Annotated in this window: 19 protein-coding genes and 1 other annotated feature; of the genes, 12 read left to right on the forward strand and 7 right to left on the reverse strand. The window is 46.9% G+C overall.

The annotated features are described in order from the left end of the window. Positions 1-3: 3 nt before the first annotated feature. From BN3279_RS15455 to BN3279_RS15465, 3 genes are read right to left on the reverse strand one after another with little or no spacing between them, the layout of a single operon-like run. Positions 4-1,245 (reverse strand): Ger(x)C family spore germination protein, encoded by a 1,242-nt coding sequence (locus BN3279_RS15455; RefSeq protein WP_059052075.1) that lies wholly within the window; start codon positions 1,243-1,245, stop codon positions 4-6. Further along, positions 1,242-2,348 carry a GerAB/ArcD/ProY family transporter gene (locus BN3279_RS15460; protein ID WP_232436869.1) on the reverse strand — a complete coding sequence of 369 codons (1,107 nt, stop codon included), beginning with the start codon at positions 2,346-2,348 and terminating at the stop codon, positions 1,242-1,244. Before BN3279_RS15460 ends, BN3279_RS15455 begins: the two co-directional genes overlap by 4 nt. Positions 2,349-2,355: 7 nt before the next feature. Then, positions 2,356-3,954 carry a spore germination protein gene (locus tag BN3279_RS15465; RefSeq protein WP_059052077.1) on the reverse strand — a complete coding sequence of 533 codons (1,599 nt, stop codon included), beginning with the start codon at positions 3,952-3,954 and terminating at the stop codon, positions 2,356-2,358. A 418-nt stretch (positions 3,955-4,372) separates the two neighbouring features. Here BN3279_RS15465 and BN3279_RS15470 point away from each other — a divergent pair, with 418 nt between their 5' ends. Next, the gene (locus BN3279_RS15470; protein ID WP_059052078.1) at positions 4,373-5,299 is read left to right on the forward strand and encodes an FUSC family protein; all 927 of its coding nucleotides are present in this window, start codon (positions 4,373-4,375) and stop codon (positions 5,297-5,299) included. A 78-nt stretch (positions 5,300-5,377) separates the two neighbouring features. Here the strand turns inward: BN3279_RS15470 and BN3279_RS15475 are convergent, their stop codons facing one another. Continuing rightward, positions 5,378-6,418: an NAD(P)-dependent alcohol dehydrogenase gene (locus BN3279_RS15475; protein ID WP_059052079.1), complete on the reverse strand. Its 1,041-nt coding sequence runs from the start codon at positions 6,416-6,418 to the stop codon at positions 5,378-5,380. Positions 6,419-6,603: 185 nt separating this feature from the next. On the opposite strand from BN3279_RS15475, the gene BN3279_RS15480 reads away from it, so the two are divergent. The 5 genes from BN3279_RS15480 (at position 6,604) to BN3279_RS15500 (ending at position 11,962) form a co-directional block, all read left to right on the forward strand. Then, positions 6,604-6,999, forward strand: a complete 396-nt coding sequence (locus tag BN3279_RS15480) for a MerR family transcriptional regulator (protein ID WP_059052080.1) — start codon at positions 6,604-6,606, stop codon at positions 6,997-6,999. A gap of 185 nt (positions 7,000-7,184) precedes the next feature. Beyond that, positions 7,185-8,831, forward strand: coding sequence for a helix-turn-helix domain-containing protein (locus BN3279_RS15485; protein WP_059052081.1), 1,647 nt, complete (start codon positions 7,185-7,187; stop codon positions 8,829-8,831). 118 nt (positions 8,832-8,949) lie between these two features. Continuing rightward, positions 8,950-9,954: a FecCD family ABC transporter permease gene (locus BN3279_RS15490; RefSeq protein ID WP_059052082.1), complete on the forward strand. Its 1,005-nt coding sequence runs from the start codon at positions 8,950-8,952 to the stop codon at positions 9,952-9,954. Between the two features lies 1 nt (position 9,955). Next, entirely contained in the window at positions 9,956-10,987 is a 1,032-nt protein-coding gene (locus BN3279_RS15495; protein ID WP_059052083.1) for a FecCD family ABC transporter permease, read from the forward strand. A 39-nt stretch (positions 10,988-11,026) separates the two neighbouring features. Beyond that, positions 11,027-11,962: an ABC transporter substrate-binding protein gene (locus tag BN3279_RS15500; protein ID WP_059052084.1), complete on the forward strand. Its 936-nt coding sequence runs from the start codon at positions 11,027-11,029 to the stop codon at positions 11,960-11,962. Between the two features lie 54 nt (positions 11,963-12,016). Here the strand turns inward: BN3279_RS15500 and BN3279_RS15505 are convergent, their stop codons facing one another. Then, the gene (locus tag BN3279_RS15505; protein WP_059052085.1) at positions 12,017-13,009 is read right to left on the reverse strand and encodes a LacI family DNA-binding transcriptional regulator; all 993 of its coding nucleotides are present in this window, start codon (positions 13,007-13,009) and stop codon (positions 12,017-12,019) included. 261 nt (positions 13,010-13,270) lie between these two features. Here BN3279_RS15505 and BN3279_RS15510 point away from each other — a divergent pair, with 261 nt between their 5' ends. From BN3279_RS15510 to BN3279_RS15535, 6 genes are all read left to right on the forward strand, one after another. Continuing rightward, on the forward strand, positions 13,271-14,587 hold the full coding sequence (locus tag BN3279_RS15510) for an ABC transporter substrate-binding protein (RefSeq protein WP_059052086.1): 1,317 nt from the start codon (positions 13,271-13,273) through the stop codon (positions 14,585-14,587). An 84-nt stretch (positions 14,588-14,671) separates the two neighbouring features. Further along, positions 14,672-15,553, forward strand: a complete 882-nt coding sequence (locus BN3279_RS15515) for a carbohydrate ABC transporter permease (protein WP_059052087.1) — start codon at positions 14,672-14,674, stop codon at positions 15,551-15,553. After that, on the forward strand, positions 15,553-16,377 hold the full coding sequence (locus BN3279_RS15520) for a carbohydrate ABC transporter permease (RefSeq protein WP_059052088.1): 825 nt from the start codon (positions 15,553-15,555) through the stop codon (positions 16,375-16,377). The genes BN3279_RS15515 and BN3279_RS15520 overlap by 1 nt, the downstream gene beginning before the upstream one ends. Beyond that, positions 16,377-17,876 carry a glycoside hydrolase family 32 protein gene (locus BN3279_RS15525; RefSeq protein WP_059052089.1) on the forward strand — a complete coding sequence of 500 codons (1,500 nt, stop codon included), beginning with the start codon at positions 16,377-16,379 and terminating at the stop codon, positions 17,874-17,876. Before BN3279_RS15520 ends, BN3279_RS15525 begins: the two co-directional genes overlap by 1 nt. A 60-nt stretch (positions 17,877-17,936) precedes the next feature. After that, positions 17,937-19,628 carry an alpha-glucosidase gene (locus BN3279_RS15530; RefSeq protein ID WP_059052090.1) on the forward strand — a complete coding sequence of 564 codons (1,692 nt, stop codon included), beginning with the start codon at positions 17,937-17,939 and terminating at the stop codon, positions 19,626-19,628. Between the two features lie 2 nt (positions 19,629-19,630). Beyond that, entirely contained in the window at positions 19,631-21,898 is a 2,268-nt protein-coding gene (locus BN3279_RS15535) for a glycoside hydrolase family 3 C-terminal domain-containing protein (protein ID WP_059052091.1), read from the forward strand. A 213-nt stretch (positions 21,899-22,111) separates the two neighbouring features. On the opposite strand, the gene BN3279_RS23465 is transcribed toward BN3279_RS15535, so the two are convergent. Together BN3279_RS23465 and BN3279_RS24045 are read right to left on the reverse strand one after the other, a co-directional pair. Next, entirely contained in the window at positions 22,112-22,261 is a 150-nt protein-coding gene (locus BN3279_RS23465; protein ID WP_082673100.1) for a DUF1540 domain-containing protein, read from the reverse strand. A 137-nt stretch (positions 22,262-22,398) separates the two neighbouring features. Next, entirely contained in the window at positions 22,399-22,548 is a 150-nt protein-coding gene (locus BN3279_RS24045) for a hypothetical protein (protein WP_187377804.1), read from the reverse strand. After that, positions 22,511-22,727 (forward strand) — a binding site (T-box leader). Its footprint overlaps the gene before it by 38 nt. Positions 22,728-22,754: the final 27 nt, after the last annotated feature.

The raw sequence follows: 22,754 nt of genomic DNA on the forward strand, positions 1-22,754 counted from the left end.
TCCTCAATTCTGTTCCACCGATTTATAAGACTTGCTGCTAAGGCCAAAACGATTGATGTCTATGGAAACGGAAGGACGAATTTCGATCTCCTTAAATACCTGATCCCAACTGTTATCCTCCTCAATTTGCTTCCAGCGTTTTGGATATTTGGAATGAATCAGTGTAGCAAATTCCGTAACATCGGCATTAAGCCCCTGCACGGCACGCCACCCAGCATTGACGTATTCCAGAACTTCTTCTTCAATGATCTTCTCCAACCGGGCTAACTCGCTGGCTTTACTCAAATCAGCCTTGCCTCCGGTCTCTATCAACATGCCTTCTCCCCTGATGCCAACCTGCATAACAAAATGATCATTGTCCCAAACGGGCTTGACCACGGTTTTAGATTTCAGCAGGGAGAAGGTCGAATCGTTCTGTTCTTTCTTGGGGTCCGCAGAGAACGGAATGCTGGCAGCATTGATCTGGTTGCGCAGAAAGGTTAAGCCGAATGCCTGCTTCGTATTCAGCCATCCCACAAAACGGTCTTCCTTCAACACACCAAGGCGCCCCAAGGAAATACGGCTAGGTAAATCCGTAACTTGAGTGTCCTCGACCTTGTCCATGACTGCAGGCTTCGTCAGCTTGATCTCTGGTATTGTTGCACAATGCGAGTCGGAAGACAGTGCCATGGTCAATTCAAACATTCGCGTTCCGGGATAGTAGGAGGTCAGCCTGCTTTCCTGCTGAATCATTAATTGAATGCCCATCCCCTGGTTCTTCGTTACCTGCATTAATTGTTCAAGCACATCGCTGGCTTCCCGCTCGCTCAAGAAGACAAACAAGGTTTCACTTTCATCAGGCTTGCGCAGGAAAAGATCCAGCAAGGCTGGCAACCCTTGATCCACCGCTTTGACGTTAATGATGGAAATCCGTGAATGGGAGAAAAAGAGCTGCCGGGTACTTGTAAGATTGCTTCGGGCCACAGCCTCTGTCACCGTTGATCCTCGTTCGGTAAAAGTTAGAAAAGGTGGGGAGATCGACGAGCCTCCACTAGAGCCCCCCATGCTGCTGGTCGAACTGGGGTTGATAATCTGGTAGGTGACACGCCACTGGTCATCTTCCCAGTCATAGGCCGTTCCCGAGACAATGCCTAACTCGTCAAGCTCACGGTCATCCCAACAACCACTTAGCGTCACTGCCGCCAGACATAGGCTTAAACCCAGGTACAGGACTTTGCGGCCGCGTGCCCAAGTTGGCTTTATCATGATGGAGTTTCCTTTCTTCTGGATTTTATTTTGCCAGCCATTAAACTGTACAGATATATAAGTGTGGGCAGAATCAGATTCACCAGCATCATGATGGGGAAACGCCCCTCGGCATTCAAGGCCGTCAGCTTGGAGGGATCCTTCCAGGTGTAGAGACATTCAGCGCAAATGACCATGAGAATACCGATGAGGTAGGGCTCCTTCTCTTTAACGCGAAACGTCTGCTTGAAGCATTCCAGAGTAACAAACAGGAAGATGCCCAGCTTGAAATAGATAGAAAGCATCCAATAGGAAATGAACAAAATATCAAGATTTTCCAGAAAATTACCGATATGCACCACACTTAGCGAAATAAAGCCAGGATAGGAAGTAGCTTTGATGTAGTTGGACCCGAAAATCATGATCATTTCAGACAGGTTCATGGTCATAAGTACGGTAATAATGAGCAGAGCTCTGTGACCGATGCGTCCTGCATGCTTGGGATTCTTAAGATAAGGGGCTAGGAACAGCAAAATCGCCACTTCAGAGTACCAGGTAACCGGAGTCATACTGCCCAAGAGTAATTCGCGATAGGAATGATCGAAGACGGGAAGCAATCGATGGATATCCAAATAATTTTTCAACCCAAACCAGTAGATCGGCAGAACGATGAAGTAAAGCATAAAGATCATGCTATTGACTTGACTGAGCGTGGTAATTCCCTGGTGAACCATATAGGCAGCAATCAAAAGAGAAATAACAATGATCACGAGTATCGGAGTTTGAAATAATACGTTGTCTTTAAGGAAATTAACAAACTCCCGCAAGATGGAGGATGAAGCATCCAGGTAATACTGCAATAAGACCAGTCCCAACAAGGTAGATACAACCGGGGAACTGACCTTGCTGACCCATTCGAGAAATGGGGCACCCTCATTATGCTTGATGATGAGCCCAATGATTACAGCCATACCAATTCCTGTCGCATAAGCAAACAAGACCGCCCAAGGCGAATCTTGGTCAAGATAGGTCACGATGATCGTAGGCAGAACGATAAAGGCCGTGGGCACAATCGCATTAAAGATCAAAAGCACTGCATTCCACGAGCTGATTTTGGAGTCCATGTTCAAATCACCTTTCCGGTTGCTTATGATGGCTTGAATTAGCATGTTTGCTGCTGGGTGAAGACTGTCTTCTCGCTTCTTCAGCGGCAAAGATCTGTGGCCTGATCTTCATCATGGAGTGCGGAGCACGAATGAAAATATCCTTCCAGTATCGAAAGGTCAGGGGTGCAACTGGCGACAGGTAAGGCACGCCAAAGGAGCGTAGTCCGGCCATATGAATTAATAACACGATCAGGAAGGACATCATGCCAAACAGGCCCAGGAAACCTGCAATTAACATCATTAGAAAACGAATCAGCCGGATAGAGTTCGCAATGACCTGTGCCGGAATCACTAAGTTACAAATCGCGGTGAACGATACCACGATGACCATAGCGGCGGAGACCAGTCCGGCCTGTACGGCAGCTTGTCCAAGTACCAGTGCCCCAACGATAGATATGGCGGGACCGATGGCTCGCGGCATCCGAACGCCCGCCTCACGCAGCACGTCGAAGGTTAATTCCATCATTAAAGCTTCAATCAGTGCAGGGAAGGGAACGCCCTCACGTTGGGCGGCCAGACTGACCAGAAGCGTGGTCGGGAGCATCTCCTGATGGAAGGTGGTTATGGCGATATATAGTGCCGGTAGCATCATTGATACGAAGAAGGATGTGAACCGGATCATTCTAAGGAATGAGGATATATCAAAGCGCTGATAGTAGTCCTCGCTCGACTGAAAGAAGCTAAAGAAGGTTGAGGGGGCCAGCAAGGCAAAGGGAGTCCCGTCAATTAAAATTCCAACCTGTCCCTCCAGCACTCCCCCAGCCAAGGCGTCTGGGCGTTCGGTATTCTGTATGGTCGGGAACGGAGTCAGGCTTCCGTCCTGAATCAGTTCCTCAATATAATTGCTCTCCAGTATGGCATCGGTATTGATGGCATTCAGCCGTTCACGGATTTCGCCCAGCACCTTGTTGCTGGCAATCCCCTTCAGATAGACCAAGGCGATATCAGTATGCGTACGCTGCCCGATCTTGTACTCTTCAATGCGTAGATCAGCCGATTTGATCCGGCGGCGCATGAGGGAAGTACCTGTACGTAGATCTTCAGTGAAGGATTCCTTCGGCCCACGAGTAACGCCTTGTGAACTCGGTTCGCTGATGCTGCGCTTCTCCCAGCCTGCGGTATCCGCTGAAAGGGCATGGTTGGTCCCGTCGATGAGAATAATGGTATGTCCTTCAAACAGCATGGCATGGAGGACCTCGAAGGTTTTACACTCGGACACTTTGCCTATAGCGAGTACCTCGTCCTTCATCTTCGCTAGCATTGATTCTGGTGACAAATCCGGCTCTTGCAAAGCTGGATGCTTGGTCAATGTCAGCAAAACATCCTGATTCAGCGTGTCCTGGTTGACCAGCCCGCTGATGTATACCAAGGCCACTTCAGGTTTGATTCCAGGCTCATTGACGCGGCGGAATATGACATCTGAGCTCTGCCCGATTGTATCTCTCAGATGCTGCAAGTTGAATGCCAACGAGTGGGTTAAGGCCCGTGATGAGGGAACAGAGGTATTTCCCTGTTCATGCTTGGGCTTCTTTTTCGTGTTGCTGAACGAGAAGAGCGGCTTCATGGATATCCTCCTTCCTCTATGATGTTGTAGTATACCCGGGAGTGAGTCCCTTATCCTTCCTGAAAGAGAAGAAGCAAGCAACAGAGGAAGCGTGTATTTGCTTATTAGAGGTTGTTCAAAAAGTCGTCTTCCCAGAACGAAGTTATTCGAGAAGTGGGTTCGACATCGAATCTTGAATTCACCCGGGCCTTCCGGTGCTCACGTACCCACTACGTACGCTCCACTCCTCAGTCCCTAGCTTCATCCAACCTTCTTGGTCCTAGAAATTCGACTTTTTGAACACGCACTATTAATGAAATTTTCATGAAATTTTCGTAATATGAGCATGTTTTAGTCTTCTAGTGTTATTTGGAGTTTGAGCAATTGAAGCACATCCTATATAATACGGTTCTGAGCTAAGGTGAGGAGCTGAGTTTTGGTGAGATGGACGATTGGTTTGCGTAATTTAAAGACAGGGTTGGCCATTTGCATTTGTGTCATTGTAGCGGCTTTATTGCGTCTGGAATATCCCTTCTACGCGGCCATTGCCACCATAATCTCGATGGAGAATTCGGTAACCAATTCGTTTACCGCAGGCAAGCATCGGACGATGGGGACATTTGTTGGCGCGATCGTTGGTGCTTCCTTTGCTTTGGTTGCTCCGGGAAATGCGATTTACTGTGCCATTGGCGTAGTTATTGTGATATACATTTGTAATGTGCTGAAATGGAACAAGTCGATATCGATTGGATGTATTGTTTTTCTGGCTATTATGCTAAATTTGGATGTTGGCGAAGGTCCGATGTTTTATGGGTTAAATCGTATTACCGATACACTAATCGGCATCGCGGTAGCTGTCGTGGTTAATCTGGTTATCTTCCCTCCCAAGCATGAGGTGTATCTGCAAAAGGCCAGAAAGGCGGCGGCCAAGAAAGTAGCCGAGGTATTTGACCAAGTGGTAGAGCGCGGGGAGACAGCCAATTTGAAGGGACTTCGTGACGAACTGAATGCCCTGGAGAAGTACTATCGTCTCTGCAAGGAAGAGTTCCATCTGACCAAGGACCAGAATGCAACTATGGAGCAAATCGGTGAGGAGATTGAATCCTACCGTCATATTTATGAGCATTTGATCATCGTCTGGCGGCTTGTTAATGAGCCTCATCCGGTACTGCATATGCATGATAGGGGAGATCAAAGCATAGTCGGCAGCATCGATGAGGATATAAGCCAACGGATTGACATTGTATATAATTATCACGTGAATTGGATCTTTAACGAATTGCAGCAACTGGGCCTCCCGGTCCCGCTCAAGGAGCGAATTCATTGGGCGCCTGATTTACAACAGCTTCCCGGGAGAGCGATCTAGAGATAAGCAATATGCACAAATCACGAATATTTCTCTAAAATAAAAAAGAGCCGCTTTTGGCGGCTCTGACTACATCACTTACATGGTACTGATATCAATTACAAATCTATACTTCACGTCGGAAGCTAATACACGCTGGTACGCTTCATCGATTTGATCAGCCGATACTACCTCGATCTTAGGGGCAATGTTGTGTGCTGCACAGAAATCCAGCATTTCCTGGGTCTCACGGATGCCCCCAATCAAAGAACCTGCAAATGAGCGGCGATGCCCGATGAGGGACATTACATTAAGAGACAACGGCTCTCCAGGAGCACCGACATTGACTAAAGTTCCGTCCAGGGTAAGCAGTGAGAAATAAGCATCCATATTGATATTGGCACTTACGGTATTAATAATTAAATCAAAGGTTCGGGCCAGCTTCTTAAAGGTTTCAGAATCATTAGTAGCATAGTAATGATCCGCTCCTAATTGAAGGCCATCCTCTTGTTTGTTTAATGTTTGGGATAGCACGGTAACTTCAGCGCCCATGGCATGGGAAATTTGAACAGCCATATGCCCCAAGCCTCCCATGCCAACAACAGCTACCTTTCTGCCTGAACCCGCTCCCCAATGATTTAAGGGTGAGTAAGTCGTAATACCTGCGCAAAGTAGCGGAGCAGCCACGTCAAGCTCAATAGCATCAGGAATTGTGACTACAAAGTCCTCGCTTACAACTATATGGGTGGAATAGCCACCTTGCGTGGGTTCACCGTATTTATCAACGCCAGCGTAAGTAGGGATATTTCCTTTCAGGCAATATTGTTCTTCCCCTTTTTGGCAATTCTCACATTCGCCACAAGAATCGACCATACAACCTACTCCTACACGGTCGCCGACCTTATATTTAGTAGTATTAGGTCCAACAGCCGTGACAATTCCCGCGATCTCATGTCCAGGTACAAGAGGGTAGTTAACCTGTCCCCATTCTCCATGAGCGGTGTGAATGTCCGAATGGCATATGCCCGCATATTTAATTTCAATTAATACATCCTTCGCATCAAGATTCCGCCGTTTGATTTCAGCAACGCGAAACGGTTTGTCCGGCCCGTCGACAGCTCGTGCTTTAGCAGTTATCATCAAAAATCCTCCTTCATACTTTGTTCCTCTTTCCAAAACCATGTTAATCCTTATAGTTAACTCTAAGTCAAGGGGGTAAAATGAACCCGAACTTCCAGAAACTCGACACTGGACAAAATAGTGTGTTAATATCGTTTTTATTATTAGAGTTAACTCGAAGTCTAATATGAGGGAGAAGATACAGAATGAAGACCTATTCGATTAGCGAGGTTGCTAAGGAATTAAAACTTACGCCATATACTTTGCGTTATTACGACAGGGAAGGGCTGATGCCTTTTGTAGAACGGGGTTCGAGTGGAATAAGAAGATTTAAAGAATCCGATATTTCACTTCTGAAAATAATTGAGTGTTTAAAATCAACGGGGATGCCCATTAAGGAAATAAAAACATTTATCGATTGGTGTACTGAGGGAGACTCTACGCTGAAACAAAGATATGACATGTTTCTTGAACGAAAGGCAACTGTGGAATTACAGATGGAAGAACTGAAGAAATCGATGGAGCTTATAGAATATAAATGCATGTATTACCAAACTGCATTAATCGCAGGAACGGAAGATATTCATAAAGCGCTAAACTAGGAAGGGGAAGATTTCGAAGCACGGCTATTTTCAGGATTTTAGCTTCACCGACCTTATAATAGGATGGACACAAATTTGTAGATTGTTTATAATTGATATTGATTATTATTATCAATGTATTTATAAAACACTACCCGATGGGGTGGTGTTTTATCATTTTTTGAATAAGGAAAGGATAGAAGTCTATGTCAACGATTACTCTTGTGAATAGCAGCCCTTTTCTGCAAGGGGTGGTGTATGAAATTGCAGAAGCGTGGCAAGCTTCCCAGGTTCCAACATGGGCAGACGGTCGACAGATGGAGCATCATACATTGATCTATATAGCTCGAGGAAACGTTAAGCTTGAGGCGAATGGACGACGGGAGAAGCAGACGCGACAAGCTCTTTATATATATTGTCCAGGCACTGAAATAAAGATGAGTGTCAGTACAAAAGAGGAACTCCAGCTCTACTGGATCAGCTTTGATATTTATAGGCTTATGAAGAAAGAACAGCAAGTAAGGGAATACCATCGTGAACCTCAGTTTCCTTTACAAGGCCTTATTCGCCTGGGAGGCAGCCAATTTAAACAGCTATTTGACTTGTTGGTTGCTGAAGGGCAGCTATGGCGAGATCAAAATCCGTTTTCTAGTCAGCAATACCTGCATGATATGCTGGATGGTCTGCTACGTTACGCGGAGCCGGTTCTAAGCGATTCGGATATGAGGCTAAAAGTAACACTGGATTATCTGCAGAATCACTACCGTGAAGATATCAGGGTCAATGAGTTGGCCAAAATGGTAGAACTTCACCCTTCGTATTATTCACAACTCTTCAAGCAATTAATGAACAAATCTCCAGTATCCTTCCTAACGCATTTACGGATAAATAGAGCACAGGAAATGCTCTTGTTGACGGATAAGACAGTTCGAGATGTTGCAACTGAGGTTGGTTATAAAGATGAATTCTACTTCAGCCGGCGATTTAAGGAAACAAGTGGCATTGCTCCAAAGTCTTTTGCCCGAAAGAGGGATAAGCGGATAATTTCTCTTTCACAAGCATATACAGATCATTTATATACTCTTGGTCTGACACCCTGTGCCGCCCAGCTACACCGCTTTCTTCCACTGAGAACTAAAAGTCTGACATTGCCCGAGCATGCCGCAGATCCCTGGGGGATTAGCAGAGAAGCCTTCCTAAGTGAACAGCCAGACCTAATTTTATGCAAGGATAATGTGCTGTCCAAAGCCAGAGAGCATATCAATGATATTGCGCCTATTATAGCTATTCCTTGGCTTAGTCTGGACGTGTACGGCCATTTGTTTAAGATTGCTGAACTGGTAAACAGGGAACAAGAAGCGGAGTCATGGATTCAGGCACATGAACGGACGGCCGAAGGTTACCGTAAAAAGCTTCGTTCTGTAACAGGTTCAGGGACTGTTGCTGTATGTGTGTGCCGTCAACATGAACTTCGTATGTATGGAGCCAGAAATATTGGACATGTGCTGTATCGGTCTCTGCAGTTAATGCCACCTGAAAAAATACAACAGCAATTAAGTCAGCATTCCGCTGGAACGGGTTATAACTGGACTGCAATTCAACCCGATGAACTCCACGAATATGACTCAGACTTTATATTTTTCGCAGTGGAAACAGAAGGGGATAAACGTCGCGTCTTGGAGATGCAAAGAAGGCTTCCAGCGTGGAGGCGGCACTCGGCTATACTCAAGCAGCGCTTCTTTTTTATCGATTGGAACAAATGGCTTATTTACGCACCTCATGTAATTGGCCAACAAATGGATGAGGCAGTGAGGTTGCTTATGCATTCTCCTAGCCTTAGAGAATCAATCTAAGAAAAATCCATGTGGAAATCTAAGAATTTGATATGTACCCCACTGAAATAATGGATACAATTAATGATAATGATTCTCATAATCAAAAGGAAGGGGGAGCCACTTAGAGCGCAGGATAATGAAATCATATTCTAGATTAGGTACTTACCTATGGTTTATCGCGGCGGCCATAAGTTTGTTAATTTCCATGTTTTTAGCGGTGTCTTATGGGGCCAAGGATATATCGCTTCAGAGTGTGTGGGCCGCGGTTTTTCAGTATGATTCATCCTTAACCGCGCATCAAATCATACATGAACTTCGGCTTCCTCGGGTTCTTGGGGCAGTGATAACTGGAATGGCGTTCTCCGTAGCAGGGGCCATTATGCAAGGTGTAACCCGTAATCCCTTGGCTGATAGTGGAATTCTTGGTGTTAATGCAGGGGCTGCCTTTTCAGTTGCTATATGTTTTGCTATAGCACCAGGGCTGTCTTATTGGGGGATTATTTTCTTTTCCTTCATTGGAGCAACTGCTACTACCCTGTTTATTATTGTACTGGGTTCATCAACGCCAGGGCAGTTGACCTCCTTGCGGTTGACGGTTGCTGGTGCGGTAGTAGCAGCTATTTTACATTCGTTAAGTACAGGGATTGCCATTTATTTCGATCTCAGCCAGGACTTAGCTTTCTGGTATGCCGGCGGAGTAGCAGGGGTTAACTGGGAGCACTTACGAGTGATTACTCCGATTGTTCTGCTAGCTATTTTCTGGGCAGTTATGATAGGAAGACCGATTACTTTCATGTCTCTTGGAGAAGAAACCGCGGTCAACTTGGGGGTGAACACTGGACGAATACGAATCGTCGGATTGTTCATTGCGGTTATTCTTGCCGGATCTTCGGTCGCCGTGGCTGGAGCAATTAGTTTTGTAGGGTTGGTGGTTCCTCATATTGCACGCAGATTGCTGGGTCCGGATTATCGTGTCTTAATCCCATTTTCTGCGTTGCTTGGAGCCGTATTGTTGGTTTGGGCTGACTTCGCTTCGCGGATGGTTAATCCTCCTCAAGAATTTGCGATAGGTGCAATGGTAGCGTTGGTTGGCGTTCCATTCTTCCTTTACCTGGCGCGTAAAGAAGGGAGGGAGCTTTGAAATGAATGCACACAAAGAAATCTTGGTGAGAAAAAGATTTCGGCGTGCGGTAGCGTTTAGCCTCATTTTTTCACTCGTTGCTGTCATTGTTGTTTTAATCAGTTTGAACACTGGCAGTATTTCGCTATCCCCTGCTTCCGTGTGGCAGACGATGATGGGTTACGGAACGAACGAAGAGAAAATGATCTTATTTGATTACCGCTTGCCCCGAATTATTATAACCATGTTGGCGGGAATTGGTCTTGGCGTTTCAGGTGCCGCGTTTCAGGGGACAACAAGAAATGCTCTTGCCGATCCGGGTATCCTAGGTATTAATACTGGGGCTGCATTGGGTCTTATTATTTTCGTTTCTTTTTTTCGGACGATGGAGGGGCCCTTATCACTGCTAATCCCGATATTCACGTTTGCTGGCGGAACTTTGTCAGCATTCATCATTTTTCTTTTTGCTTATGATCGCCACCGTGGAATATTACCTATCCGTCTAATTCTAGTAGGAATCGCAGTTGCTGCCGGAATTAGTGCAGTTACTCTCATATTATCCTTGAAGCTGGATGAAGAAACTTATTCGTTTGCTGCCCGCTGGTTAGCCGGGAGTGTATGGGGCAGAGACTGGATTCATGTATGGTCACTGTTACCATGGGTTGCTCTACTTGTCCCATTTATATATAGTCGCTCTCAAACATTGGATATTTTATCTCTAGGTGATGAAATAGCTCATAGTCTGGGCAGTCATGTTACCCGTGAGCGTCTACTTCTCTTGGGTACGGCGGTTGCCTTAACGTGCGCGAGCGTGTCGGTGGCTGGAGGAATCGGATTTATTGGGTTGGTTGCTCCTCACATTGCGAAACGTCTAACAGGCCCGCAACATCGTTACTTCTTGCCCGTTGCCGCATTGATCGGGCTTGTTATTTTGGTGACGGCAGATACCATCGGCAGATCCATATTTCGGCCGAATGCGATACCGGCAGGTGTGGTAGTTGCACTTGTTGGTGGTCCCTACTTTTTATATCTTTTATTTAAGAGCAAAGGCTGATTTAATACACAATAATTATGCTGGGAGAACTGATTTCATATGAAAAAAATAACATTTATGTTTGTTTCACTTTTGCTGGTTGCGATACTTTCTGCCTGTGGGCAATCTAACGAGCAGACTGAATCTTCGTCTTCGACTCCGACTAATTCGGAAGCAGATATCATTTCACATGATCCAAATGCTAAGATAGCGTCCATGTCTATTCACATCACTAACAATTTGCTGGCACTCGGAATTACTCCAGCGGGATCTGTTGTTGGAGGAGATGTCAAAGACTTTTTACCTCATGTAAAAGACCGGTTAGAAGGAGTAGCTAAGTTTGGGGTAGTTACAGATCCGGATATGGAGGCTGTGCTGGGGCTAAAGCCTGATGTTGTATACATTGATGAAGTGTACTCTGGACAAGATTTAGCAAAGTTCGAGAAGATTGCTCCAACAATTACAATTGATATGGATAGTGGCACGTGGCGGGAACACTTAAAACGTATTGCCGAGCATGTTGGACGAGAACAGGAAGCAGAGGACTTTATTCAGGATTACGAAGCAAAAGCAAAACGGGTTAAAGGGTTAATAGCAGATGAACTAGGAGCAGATGCCAAAGTAATGGCAGTTCGAATGACTGCAAAGGAACTACGCGTTATGGGGACAAGACGGCCTCTTGGACCTATAATGTTTGAGGATTTGGAATTGAAGATGGCAGATGGGGTGGAGAAAATTCCTGCCGATGAGCCTTACCAAGTCATATCCAGAGAAGTATTACCAGATTATGATGCGGATGCTATCTTTGTAATCATAAGTACCGGCGACGTTGCAAAGAGCAATTATGAAGAATTAACCAAGAACCCAATCTGGCAAAATCTTAAAGCGGTAAAAAATAACCATGTCTATGTTCTTGACGGGCAGAAATGGCTGGATTACTCCTCCATTGGACATAGCATGGCGTTGGATGATGCTGAGAAATTATTTAGTAAGTAATCATGGTGATAGAGAAGGGGAGCCACACATTGTGGCTCCCCTTTTAGCTGCTGTTTAAGTAGTTTCCCCAACAACCAATTCCACATCCACAATGGTGGTACTGTTGATTTCCTCATCTTTATTTTCAATCATTTGAATGAGCGTATTCAACAACAGGCGCCCGATCCGATCGATGGGTTGCTTAATGGTGGTCAGCTTGGGATTTTGTAGCATTCGTGTGAAGCTATGATGGTCATAGCCGACGATCTTCAACTGTTCAGGGACTTTAATCCCCTTTTGCTGTGCATAAATATAGAGGGCATATGCCACAATATCATTACTGCAGAAAACCCCATCGTAACCAGACAACTCAATCGTAGACAATTCATGGGTGATGAAATCCCAGAAATAGTCGAAGGTCAATTTGTTCCGTGCGCCTTCAACGAAGTCGTAATCCACCTTGTATTTCATACAAGTAAGGATGAAGGCATCTCCCCGGCGGTTGGAGAGCATATCCAGATCAAGCGGACCGGAGATATGCAAAATCCGCTTGCAGCCTTGCTTGATCAGATGCTCGGTAGCAAGCTCCCCCCCACGATAGTTGTCTGAGCCGATGCATGGAATGTTGGGGGAGATCATGCGGTCAAAAGAGACAATCGGCAAGGTAGCCTTCTTGTATTGATCAATATCCAAGGTGTGACTACACATGATGATACCGTCAACTTGATTTTGCCGAAGCATGCTAATGTAATTGGCTTCCTTCTCGGGGTCGTCCAGCGAATTGCAGACCAGCACTTTGTAATTACGGTCATTGGCCTGGATTTCGATATATTTGATGAGCTCGGAGAAGAAAGGGTGATTGGAGTCAGGGACGATGACCCCGATAAAGAAGGTTTGGCTTTTTTGCAGGGCTCTGGCAATCAGATTGGGGTGGTAATCCACGGCTTCCATGGCCGCTTCCACTTTTCGGCGTGTTTCTTTGCCGATATAGCCGCGATTGTTAATTACTCGGGATACAGTCGTAACAGAAACTCCGGCCTTTTTGGCCACATCTTTAATACTTGACATAAGATCATCCTTCATTTGTTGTTGTTGCCCTTTGTAAAAATTCTATAGAAGGGGCTTAAATCCTTCCTTGTAAACTATAGCATCGGTGTGTTAACGTTACCACATTTTTATGGTTTATGCGTCATATTATTTCCTAATACCCTTGTTTTATGTCGTTTTTTTTATATGAAAACGTTTGACATAAAATCAAAAAGGAATATAATAAGTTCATGAGTTCGTTCATGAACCGATTTCAAAAAAAGCAGACTGGGGGAACACAAAATGAAGAAGTGGATGTCACTCTCCATTGCCTTGGCACTTGTCGTTACAGTGCTATCGGCATGTGGGGGAAATGGCAAGGAAGGTAATGAAGGCCAAGGGGCTGGCGGCAATGCGGGTGGCAAGGCCGTTGATATTACCGTGCTGGTTGGTAAAGAGGAAATTGCCAAGCCTTTCGAGGCGATGGTCAAGGATTACAATGCATCGCAAGATAAGGCGAAAGTTACCATCATTCCGTTGTCGGGTGCAAACGGATACGAGAGAATGACAACCTTGTATGCAGCTAACAATGCGCCAACAGTAATCAGCATCGGGCAAGAAATGCCACTGATGAAGGACAAGCTGCTGGATTTGACCAATGAAGAATGGGTCAAGAATGCATCTGCCGGTACGCTGGATTACGCAACGTTTGATGGTAAAGTGCTCGGTATGCCGATGTCCGTAGAAGCTTTTGGTTTTATTTACAACAAAGCTATCCTGGACAAAGCAACCGGAGGCAGCTTTGATCCTGCAACGATCAAAACTATTGACGACTTGAAAGCGCTTTTTGAAAAAGTTCAAGCGAGCGGTGTAGCTCCAATTACGGTGACTCCAATCGACTGGTCGCTTGGTGCTCACTTCTCCAACATCCTGTTCACAACTCAATCGCAGGATCGGGATGCGCGTCACAAGTTCCTTGAAGATGTGTCCGCAGGCTCCGTAGATCTTGCTAACAATGCTGTATTTAACGGCTGGATGGACACTTTCGATTTGATGAAGCAATATAACACAGCAAAAGATGCTCCCCTGGCAGCCCAATACGACGAAGCACCATTGTTGCTCGCTGACGGAGGCGCAGCGATGTGGTTCATGGGCAACTGGGCATATCCACAAATCAAAGAAGCCGATCCTGATGGCGAATATGGCTTCCTGCCAGTACCGATCAGCAATAATGCTGACGATTATGGTAACAGCCAAATCTCGGCCAGTGTTTCCTTGTACTGGGGAATTGACAAAGAGCAATCCACACCTGAAGAACAAGCTGCAGCTAAAGACTTCCTGAACTGGATGATTGGCAGCGCAGAAGGTCAGGATTACTACGTGAACCAATTCAGCGCAATTCCTGCTTTCAGCAACTTCCAGGTCCAACCGGAAGATAGCTTGTCGCAATCGGTGTTGTATTACATGGACAAGCAGCAAACTTTGGAGTGGATGAACCTGTACTTCCCACCAGATGGCTTCCCAACCATGGGAGCTGCCTTGCAGAAATATCTGACAGGTGCGCTTGACCGTGACGGTGTTGCCAAGGAATTCGAGAATTACTGGAAAACAAAGAAATAACAAAGTGGAACTATAGAGGGAAAGGCCATCCGGCTTTTCCCCTACCTTATTATTCAGAGCCCTTCTTGGAGGTTATCCAACCCTATGTATAATGAAAAAACTTGGATAGGTAAATTAAAGGTTTTCGGATTGTTCGCGGCCATCCCGCTGTTTGCATTCACCACGGTCATCATCGTGCCCTTCCTTGCCGGGCTATTCATGACTCTGACGAACTGGCAGGGGACTGGCAGTTTTGAATTTACGGGCCTGAGCAACTACGTAACGGCTCTGCAAGATGCTATATTTTGGGATTCAATGTGGTTAACGATTCGTTATGTATTCTTTACGCTAATTTTGACCAATGTGATTGGCTTTGCCCTCGCCCTGATTGTAACCAGTGGGCTGCGTAGCCAGAACTTCTTCCGTGCCGGATTCTTCACGCCCAACCTGATCGGCGGGATCATTCTCGGCTTTGTGTGGCAGTTTATTTTCACCAAAGTCCTTGTATATGTAGGTACTGAACTGCACTTAGGCATCTTCTCTTCATCATGGCTTGCCGACCCGGGTACGGCCTTCTGGTCTCTCGTCGTAGTTGGCGTTTGGCAAAATGCAGGTTATATGATGCTGATCTACATTGCCGGGTTGACGGGGATTTCCGAATCGCTGACCGAAGCGGCCAATCTGGATGGTGCCGGTTACTTCAGACAGTTGATTAGCATCCGCATCCCGTTGATGGTACCTGCCTTTACAATCAGCTTGTTCCTGACGCTGCAACGCAGCTTCATGGTCTATGATACCAACTTGTCCCTGACCAAGGGGGGACCGTTCCGTTCGACGGAAATGATTGCGATGCACGTCTACAATGAAGCGTTCGTGTATCAGAATTACGGGCCAGGACAAGCCAAGGCATTTGTATTATTCCTGATCGTGGCATTGATTGCCATTTTGCAAGTTAGAGCGATGAAAAAAGTGGAGGTGGAAGCGTGATGAGCGGCAAAGTCATAAGAAAGTCACTGTTATTTGTCGTAAGCGCGCTGATGCTCGCTTTGTTCATTTTCCCGTTATTAATGATCTTCTTGAATTCCTTGAAGCCACGCCTGGATATCGTTCGGGACCCGCTGAGTTTGCCCGAAACCCTGAGCTTCGGCAACTACAAGGAAGCCTTTGAAACTATGAACTTTCTGCATGCTTTATCTAATTCCGTCATTGTTACGGTACTATCGGTGGCACTCATTATTGTGTTTGCAGCGATGCTCGCTTATTTTCTGGTTCGCTGGAAATGGAAGCTCAATAACTATATCCTGATGGTGCTCGTATCCTCAATGATTATTCCGTTTCAGGCGGTTATGATTCCGTTTGTTTCGATTTATGGGGATTTGAACATGCTGAACAGCAAGTGGTGGCTGGCCTACTTCTACTTGGGATTTGGACTGGCCATGGCGACCTTTATGTTCCACGGTTTTGTCAAAGGCGTGCCTAAAGAATTGGAAGAGGCTGCTTTGATCGACGGAGCGGGTAAATTACGCGTGTTTGCCCAAGTTGTCTTCCCTATTCTTAAGCCCATCTCAACCACGTTGGCTATTCTGGATGTCTTGTGGATCTGGAACGACTTCCTGTTACCGTCCCTGGTCCTGATTGGGGAGAACGACAGAACCTTGCCGTTGTCCACCTTCTACTTCTTCGGGAAATACACATCCGACTACGGAGTAGCTATGGCGGCGCTAGTATTGTCCATGATTCCGGTTATTTTCTTCTATTTATTTATGCAAAAACAAATTATTCGCGGTGTCGTTGAAGGAGCAGTTAAATAATGTCATATGAACCAACGAATTATTTGGACAATTCCATCATGAAGGCGGAAGAGTATCTGGAGCGGGTTAAGCCCGTGGCCGATGAGAGCCGGTGGAAGCCCAATTATCATGTTTCCGCGCCGGCCAATTGGCTGAGCGATCCGAACGGATTCAGCGCTTATAAGGGAGACTATCATTTATTTTATCAGCATCATCCTTACGCTTCTAAATGGGGAAATATGTTCTGGGGTCATATGAAGAGTAGTGATCTGGTACGCTGGGAGCATCTGCCCGTGGCCTTGGCGCCAGACCAAGAGTACGACAAGGACGGTTGTTTCTCCGGGAGTGCCATCGAGAAGGATGGCAAGCTGTACTTGCTGTATACCGGCAATGTATGGACCGGTTCAGACTGGACGCGCGAGCTGCTCCAAGTACAGTGCGCAGCAGTCAGCGAAGACGGCATCACCTTCACCAAGCTGGAGCAAAATCCATTGATCGAATCGGCGCCGAAGGGCAATATTCATCCTTATCATTTCCGCGACCCCAAGGTATGGCAGCAAGGTGATCACTACTATATGGTGCTCGGTTCCCGAAGCCAGGATGATCGCGGACAGGCCTTATTATATAAATCAGTCGATCTGCTGGATTGGGAATTTGTTAACGTCTTGGCACAAGGTGATGAGCGTCTGGGGTTCATGTGGGAATGTCCCGATTTGTTCGAGCTTAACCATCATCATATGCTTATTATTTCACCAGAAGGCATGCAGCCGGAAGGCGATTTGTATCATAACAAAAGCCAATCGGGTTACCTGATTGGATATTTTGATGAAATGCAGGGTTCCTTCAAGCATCATGATTTTCATTTGCTGGATTACGGTTTTAACTTTTACGCACCGCAGACGGTGCTGGACAGCCAAGGAAGACGAGTCATGATCGGCTGGATGTCCTTATGGGACGGAGATAAGCCGGAGGATGCCCATGGGTGGGCAGGGGCAATGACGATGCCGCGTATGCTAACGCTTAAGGGTGAGCAGTTGTATAGCATGCCTTTACCCGAAATGGAGAGCTTGCGCAAGGAGCATGTCAGTCATGCCAGCATACCTTTGGATCAACAATTTGCACTTGATGGTGTCCGGGGGAATAGTGCCGAGTTGGAACTGGCTATTCAAGCGGAAGCCAATTCGGTGTTTGGGGTGAAGATCGGTTGTAGCCCGGATGGTGTGGAGGAGACCGTATTAACCTTTAACGGACCGGAAGGCAAATTGATCCTGGACCGCACTCGTTCTGGACAAGGAGTGGGAGGAATGCGCAAAGCCCCGGTGCAATTGCAGGACGGCCGTTTGCTCTTGCGTATTTTTATTGACAACTCATGCATTGAAATCTTCATTAATGATGGCGAGCAGGTAATGAGCGCTCGATTTTATCCGGGGGAAGACTCCGACGGAATTTTGTTCTTTGGCGACGGCTCAGCCGTACTGGAGAAGCTTAATAAATGGGAAATGGACAGCTGCTGGCTGTAAATTATACATGGTATTATCTTTTGAATTTCATGATTTCATCGGGTACGGAGGGTACGAACAATGAGAGAGCAAAAGCAGCAGTGGTGGAAGGAAAGCGTGGCGTACCAGATTTATCCACGCAGCTTTCAAGACTCCAACGGAGACGGAATCGGGGATTTGCGAGGGATTATCCAGCGCCTCGATTATTTGCAGTATCTGGGGATTGATTTGTTGTGGCTAAGTCCGGTTTATGATTCCCCGAACGATGATAACGGGTATGATATCTCGGATTATCACGGCATTCTGGCTGAGTACGGAACGATGGAAGACATGGACGAATTGCTGGAAGAAGCCGGGAAACGAGGTATTCGGCTGGTCATGGATTTGGTGGCTAACCATACGTCGGATGAGCATGCCTGGTTCATTGAGTCGCGTTCCTCCAAGGATAATCCCAAGAGAGACTGGTATATTTGGCGTCCGGCCAAGGACGGCAAGGAGCCAACCAACTGGGAATGCGCATTCGGGGGTTCTGCCTGGGAATGGGATGAGGCGAGTGGCGAGTATTACCTTCACTGCTTCTCGAAGAAGCAGCCGGACCTGAACTGGGAGAATGAAGAAGTACGGCGGGAAATCTACAATATGATTGACTGGTGGATGGATAAAGGCATCGCAGGCTTCCGCGTTGATGCCATTACTTACATCAAGAAGGACCCTGCTTATCCTCAGCTTGAACTTGAAAATGGTCGCTCCTTTGCTCCAATCGAGAAGGCAAGCTTGAACCAGGAGGGCATTCTGGATTTCTTACGGGAAATGAAGCAGGAGGCCCTGGAACCTCGCGGGGCAATTACAGTGGCTGAAGCACCCGGCGTACCGCTGGAGCAAATTCCGGATTTCGTGGATGAAACGGACGGAGTATTTACGATGTTGTTCCAGTTCGGGCATGTGGATCTGGATATCAAACCTGGTGGTAAGGCAGAATTTATTGATTGGGACATGAAGAAATTCAAGGATGCATTGTCGCTATGGCAGAAGGAATCCAATCGGCAAGGCTGGATGGGGTTGTTCCTGGAGAATCACGATCATGTACGTTCAGTATCGAAATTCGCGAGTGACGGCTCATATCGTGAGCCTGCGGCCAAAATGCTGGCAGCTTATTATTTCCTCATGCGCGGTACGCCGTTTATTTATCAAGGTCAGGAAATCGGTATGACCAATTGTCATTTCGAATCCATTCATGAGTATCGCGATATCGGCAGCATCAACCTGTTCCGCGAGGAAACGGCGAAGGGACGTTCGGCCGATGAGATTATGGATTATCTCGGCCGACGCAGCCGCGATCAGGGACGGACTCCTATGCAGTGGAGTAACGAGGCAGAAGCAGGATTTACCAGCGGTGAGCCTTGGATTAAGGTAAACCCTAACTATCAACAAATTAACGTGGATGACAATATGAAGGATCAGGATTCTGTTCTCCAGTTCTACCGCCAGTTAATTGCACTCAGACGGGAACATTCGGCTCTGGTCTACGGATTTTACGAGGACCTTTATGAAGAATCCAATGAAGTTGGAGCTTATCGCCGGATTTATGGAGACGAGCAATTTGTTGTCATTTGTAACTTTACAGATCATGAAGTAGCACTGACCGAATTAGCTGAGCTTTCACTATTTGGAGAACTGCTTCTGTCCAATTATGTGGAACATCAATCGGGTGTATTGCAGCCGTACGAGGCTTTGGTGTTCAAGTCAGCCGCCGGAACAGGAGGGAATCAATAAGCATGGAACGATCGATCAAGGAAATCGTCGGGCAGTTGACTTTAGAGGAGAAGGCTAGCCTTTGCTCGGGTCAGGACTTCTGGCGGTTGAAGACGGTGGAGCGTCTGGGCGTTCCTTCCATTATGGTTGCGGATGGCCCCCACGGGCTGCGTAAGGAAGTAGAGAACGCGGATTATCTCATTGCGGGTCAAAGTATTCCGGCTACATGTTTTCCTTCCGCCGCTGGCTTGGCGTGCTCCTGGGACCGTTCATTAATTCGCGAGATGGGATCGGCGCTAGGTGCTGAATGTCAGGCTGCTGGGGTATCTGTGCTGCTAGGCCCAGGTGCCAACATCAAGCGCAGCCCTCTCTGCGGCAGAAACTTTGAATATTTCTCGGAAGACCCTTATCTATCCTCGGAGATGGCGGGCAGCCATATTCAAGGTGTACAAAGCCAAGGCGTGGGCACCTCGCTTAAGCATTTTGCCTTGAACAATCAGGAATACCGTAAGATGACTGTGGACGCTATCGTGGATGAACGGACGTTGCGGGAGATTTATCTTGCCAGCTTTGAAGGTGCTGTCAAAGAAGGCCAGCCGTGGACCGTGATGACAGCTTATAATCGGGTCAATGGTGAATACTGTGCTGAGAACAAGACCCTGCTTACCGATATTCTGCGGGATGAATGGGGTTTTGAAGGCGTAGTTGTATCCGATTGGGGTGCGATAAATGAACGGGTACCTGGTCTGCGCGCTGGTCTTGACCTGGAGATGCCGTTCAGCCTTGGAGAAGGCGATGCCAGAATAGTCCAGGCTGTGCAAAATGGTGAACTGGATGAAGCCCTGCTAGACAGAGCTGTCACCGTATTATTGGAACTGGCCTTCAAGGGACATGAAGCCAAGCGGGAGCAGGCCTCCTTCGACGCGGAGGAGCATCATCGGCTGGCTAGAAGAGTGGCCCGCGAAAGCATGGTATTGCTTAAGAATGAGCAAGCCATTTTACCGCTCTCGAAGTCTGCAAATATTGCTATCATTGGTGGCTTCGCGCAGCAACCGAGATTTCAGGGTGGCGGCAGCTCACATATCGTACCTACCCAGCTGGATAATGCCTTCGAGGAGATCCGTCGTAAAGTGGCGAATTCGGCACAACTGTCGTATGCGTCAGGGTATCGGACGGATGAGGACGAGGTGAATGCCGGGCTGATTGCTGAAGCCGTTGAAGCTGCAAAGCAAGCTGAGGTAGCCGTAATTTTCGCTGGCTTGCCGGACCGTTATGAGACGGAAGGGTATGATCGCAAGCATCTCCGTCTGCCAGAGAATCATATCCGTCTGATTGAGGAAGTGGCTCAGGTTCAACCTAACCTGGTGGTGATTCTTAGCAATGGTTCACCTGTAGAGATGCCCTGGATCGGCAAGACCCAGGCTGTGCTGGAAGCTTACCTAGGTGGGCAAGCCTGTGGAGGGGCCTTGGCTGATCTGCTGTTCGGCGACGCTAACCCTTGCGGTAAGTTAGCCGAGACCTTCCCGGCTGCGCTGGAGCATAACCCATCGTACCTGTTCTTCCCGGGAGAGCATGACCGGGCGGAGTACCGTGAGGGCGTATTTGTTGGGTACCGATACTATGACACCAAAGCCTTGGAGCCGTTATTCCCGTTCGGGCACGGCTTAAGCTATACCCGCTTTGAATACTCTGACCTATCCTTAAGTAGTACACATATTCAGGATTCCGACACCTTAACGGTGAGCGTGCGAGTAAGAAATACGGGGGAGCTTGCAGGTAAAGAAATCGTTCAATTGTACGTAGGAGATCGGGAAGCCTCTGTTGCCCGGCCGCTTCGCGAGCTAAAGGGCTTCGAGAAAATCGAGCTTCAGCCAGGGGAAGAGAAGACCGTCACCTTCGAATTAAGTAAAAGAGCGTTCGCCTTTTACGACGTCGAGTTAGGTGATTGGCATGCGGAGAGCGGCCTATTCGACATTATGATTGGGCGTTCATCTCGTGATATCGCCGCAACGTCAGAAGTCTTTGTGGAGAGTGGGACTCAGCGAAATCGTGTTTTCACTCGCAACTCAACCTTGGGGGATTTGCTGACTTGGGGAAATCCCGACTCGGCTACTTTGGAACTCATTGAGCAGTTCAAGGCTAATAGCGGTATATTCCCGGCTGACAAACCGGCGGATATCGCCGAGGCGGACTTGCACTTCCTGCCGCTACGGGCGCTGGTGTGGCTTAGCAAGAGGGGCCTTCGCGAGCGTGATATGGAGACCCTGCTTGCTCGAATCAACCGTATTTAAATAGAACATCCAGAGTAACAAAATAGAGAAGTGTTTTTAAAACCCAAGGAGCTAAAGCGACCTATTTCGCTTAGTTCCTTGGGTTTTTGCGTCCAGAACTATCTTGCGTTCAGAGCATGGACAAAAAATTGCATTTTCATCTTGATAATCATTCTCAACTTTGATAAAATAAAAAGAGAAGGAACATGGGTTGTCCCTTCTCAGATGGATCGATTATGCTTTATGCTCAAATGTTTTACAATCTGTTTCCTTAGAAGTTTTAGCTTCTGTATGAGAAACGATGTAGATGGAGGAAGCAGCGCATTTGTTACCGCTGTCCCAGAAACGACATGAATTCACTTCGCAGAGTACATCCTTTGCCATGAGTGATAACCTCCTCTCCAGTAAAGTAAAACACATTGCAAAATAAAGTTCCTCGGACAAGGTGGTGCTTGTCCAGGAGTCTGCCTCGAATTGTCGAGGTTTTTTGCGTTGTGTACACATCTTTATAATAACAAAATTTAGACGGAATAATCAAGAGCTTCAACTTTGATTACCGGATAAACCGGGTCTGCCGTTGACTTTATAGCGGCAAATTGGATATAATAACTGATAGCCAAAATTGCATACATCACGATAACTTTGAAGAGGAACAGTAATTTTGATTTCACCATCCAGAGAGCCGGCGTCAGGTGCAAGCCGGTTGGGAAATGAAAATGAACTCGCCTTGGAGTCATGATGCTCAAAAGCATCATCGTCTTGCCCGCGTTAAGGGTCAAAGTGAGCTAGGACAAAGTATGTCCGATGCTAACTAGGGTGGTACCACGGGAAACTTCCTCTCGTCCCTAGCGATGATACGCTATGGATCGGGAGGTTT

Source organism: Paenibacillus senegalimassiliensis (assembly GCF_001486585.1).
Taxonomy (GTDB): Bacteria; Bacillota; Bacilli; order Paenibacillales; family Paenibacillaceae; genus Fontibacillus; species Fontibacillus senegalimassiliensis.

What these genes read in the sequence shown, in the direction of transcription:
- BN3279_RS15520 (WP_059052088.1), top strand. Translation starts at nt 15,553, where the DNA reads ATGAGCGGCAAAGTCATAAGAAAGTCACTGTTATTTGTCGTAAGCGCG.
- BN3279_RS15510 (WP_059052086.1), top strand. Translation starts at nt 13,271, where the DNA reads ATGAAGAAGTGGATGTCACTCTCCATTGCCTTGGCACTTGTCGTTACA.
- BN3279_RS15505 (WP_059052085.1), bottom strand. Translation starts at nt 13,009, where the DNA reads ATGTCAAGTATTAAAGATGTGGCCAAAAAGGCCGGAGTTTCTGTTACG.
- BN3279_RS15455 (WP_059052075.1), bottom strand. Translation starts at nt 1,245, where the DNA reads ATGATAAAGCCAACTTGGGCACGCGGCCGCAAAGTCCTGTACCTGGGT.
- BN3279_RS15485 (WP_059052081.1), top strand. Translation starts at nt 7,185, where the DNA reads ATGTCAACGATTACTCTTGTGAATAGCAGCCCTTTTCTGCAAGGGGTG.
- BN3279_RS15515 (WP_059052087.1), top strand. Translation starts at nt 14,672, where the DNA reads ATGTATAATGAAAAAACTTGGATAGGTAAATTAAAGGTTTTCGGATTG.
- BN3279_RS15525 (WP_059052089.1), top strand. Translation starts at nt 16,377, where the DNA reads ATGTCATATGAACCAACGAATTATTTGGACAATTCCATCATGAAGGCG.
- BN3279_RS15500 (WP_059052084.1), top strand. Translation starts at nt 11,027, where the DNA reads ATGAAAAAAATAACATTTATGTTTGTTTCACTTTTGCTGGTTGCGATA.
- BN3279_RS15475 (WP_059052079.1), bottom strand. Translation starts at nt 6,418, where the DNA reads ATGATAACTGCTAAAGCACGAGCTGTCGACGGGCCGGACAAACCGTTT.
- BN3279_RS15480 (WP_059052080.1), top strand. Translation starts at nt 6,604, where the DNA reads ATGAAGACCTATTCGATTAGCGAGGTTGCTAAGGAATTAAAACTTACG.
- BN3279_RS15490 (WP_059052082.1), top strand. Translation starts at nt 8,950, where the DNA reads ATGAAATCATATTCTAGATTAGGTACTTACCTATGGTTTATCGCGGCG.
- BN3279_RS15495 (WP_059052083.1), top strand. Translation starts at nt 9,956, where the DNA reads ATGAATGCACACAAAGAAATCTTGGTGAGAAAAAGATTTCGGCGTGCG.
- BN3279_RS15535 (WP_059052091.1), top strand. Translation starts at nt 19,631, where the DNA reads ATGGAACGATCGATCAAGGAAATCGTCGGGCAGTTGACTTTAGAGGAG.
- BN3279_RS23465 (WP_082673100.1), bottom strand. Translation starts at nt 22,261, where the DNA reads ATGGCAAAGGATGTACTCTGCGAAGTGAATTCATGTCGTTTCTGGGAC.
- BN3279_RS15465 (WP_059052077.1), bottom strand. Translation starts at nt 3,954, where the DNA reads ATGAAGCCGCTCTTCTCGTTCAGCAACACGAAAAAGAAGCCCAAGCAT.
- BN3279_RS15460 (WP_232436869.1), bottom strand. Translation starts at nt 2,348, where the DNA reads ATGGACTCCAAAATCAGCTCGTGGAATGCAGTGCTTTTGATCTTTAAT.
- BN3279_RS15530 (WP_059052090.1), top strand. Translation starts at nt 17,937, where the DNA reads ATGAGAGAGCAAAAGCAGCAGTGGTGGAAGGAAAGCGTGGCGTACCAG.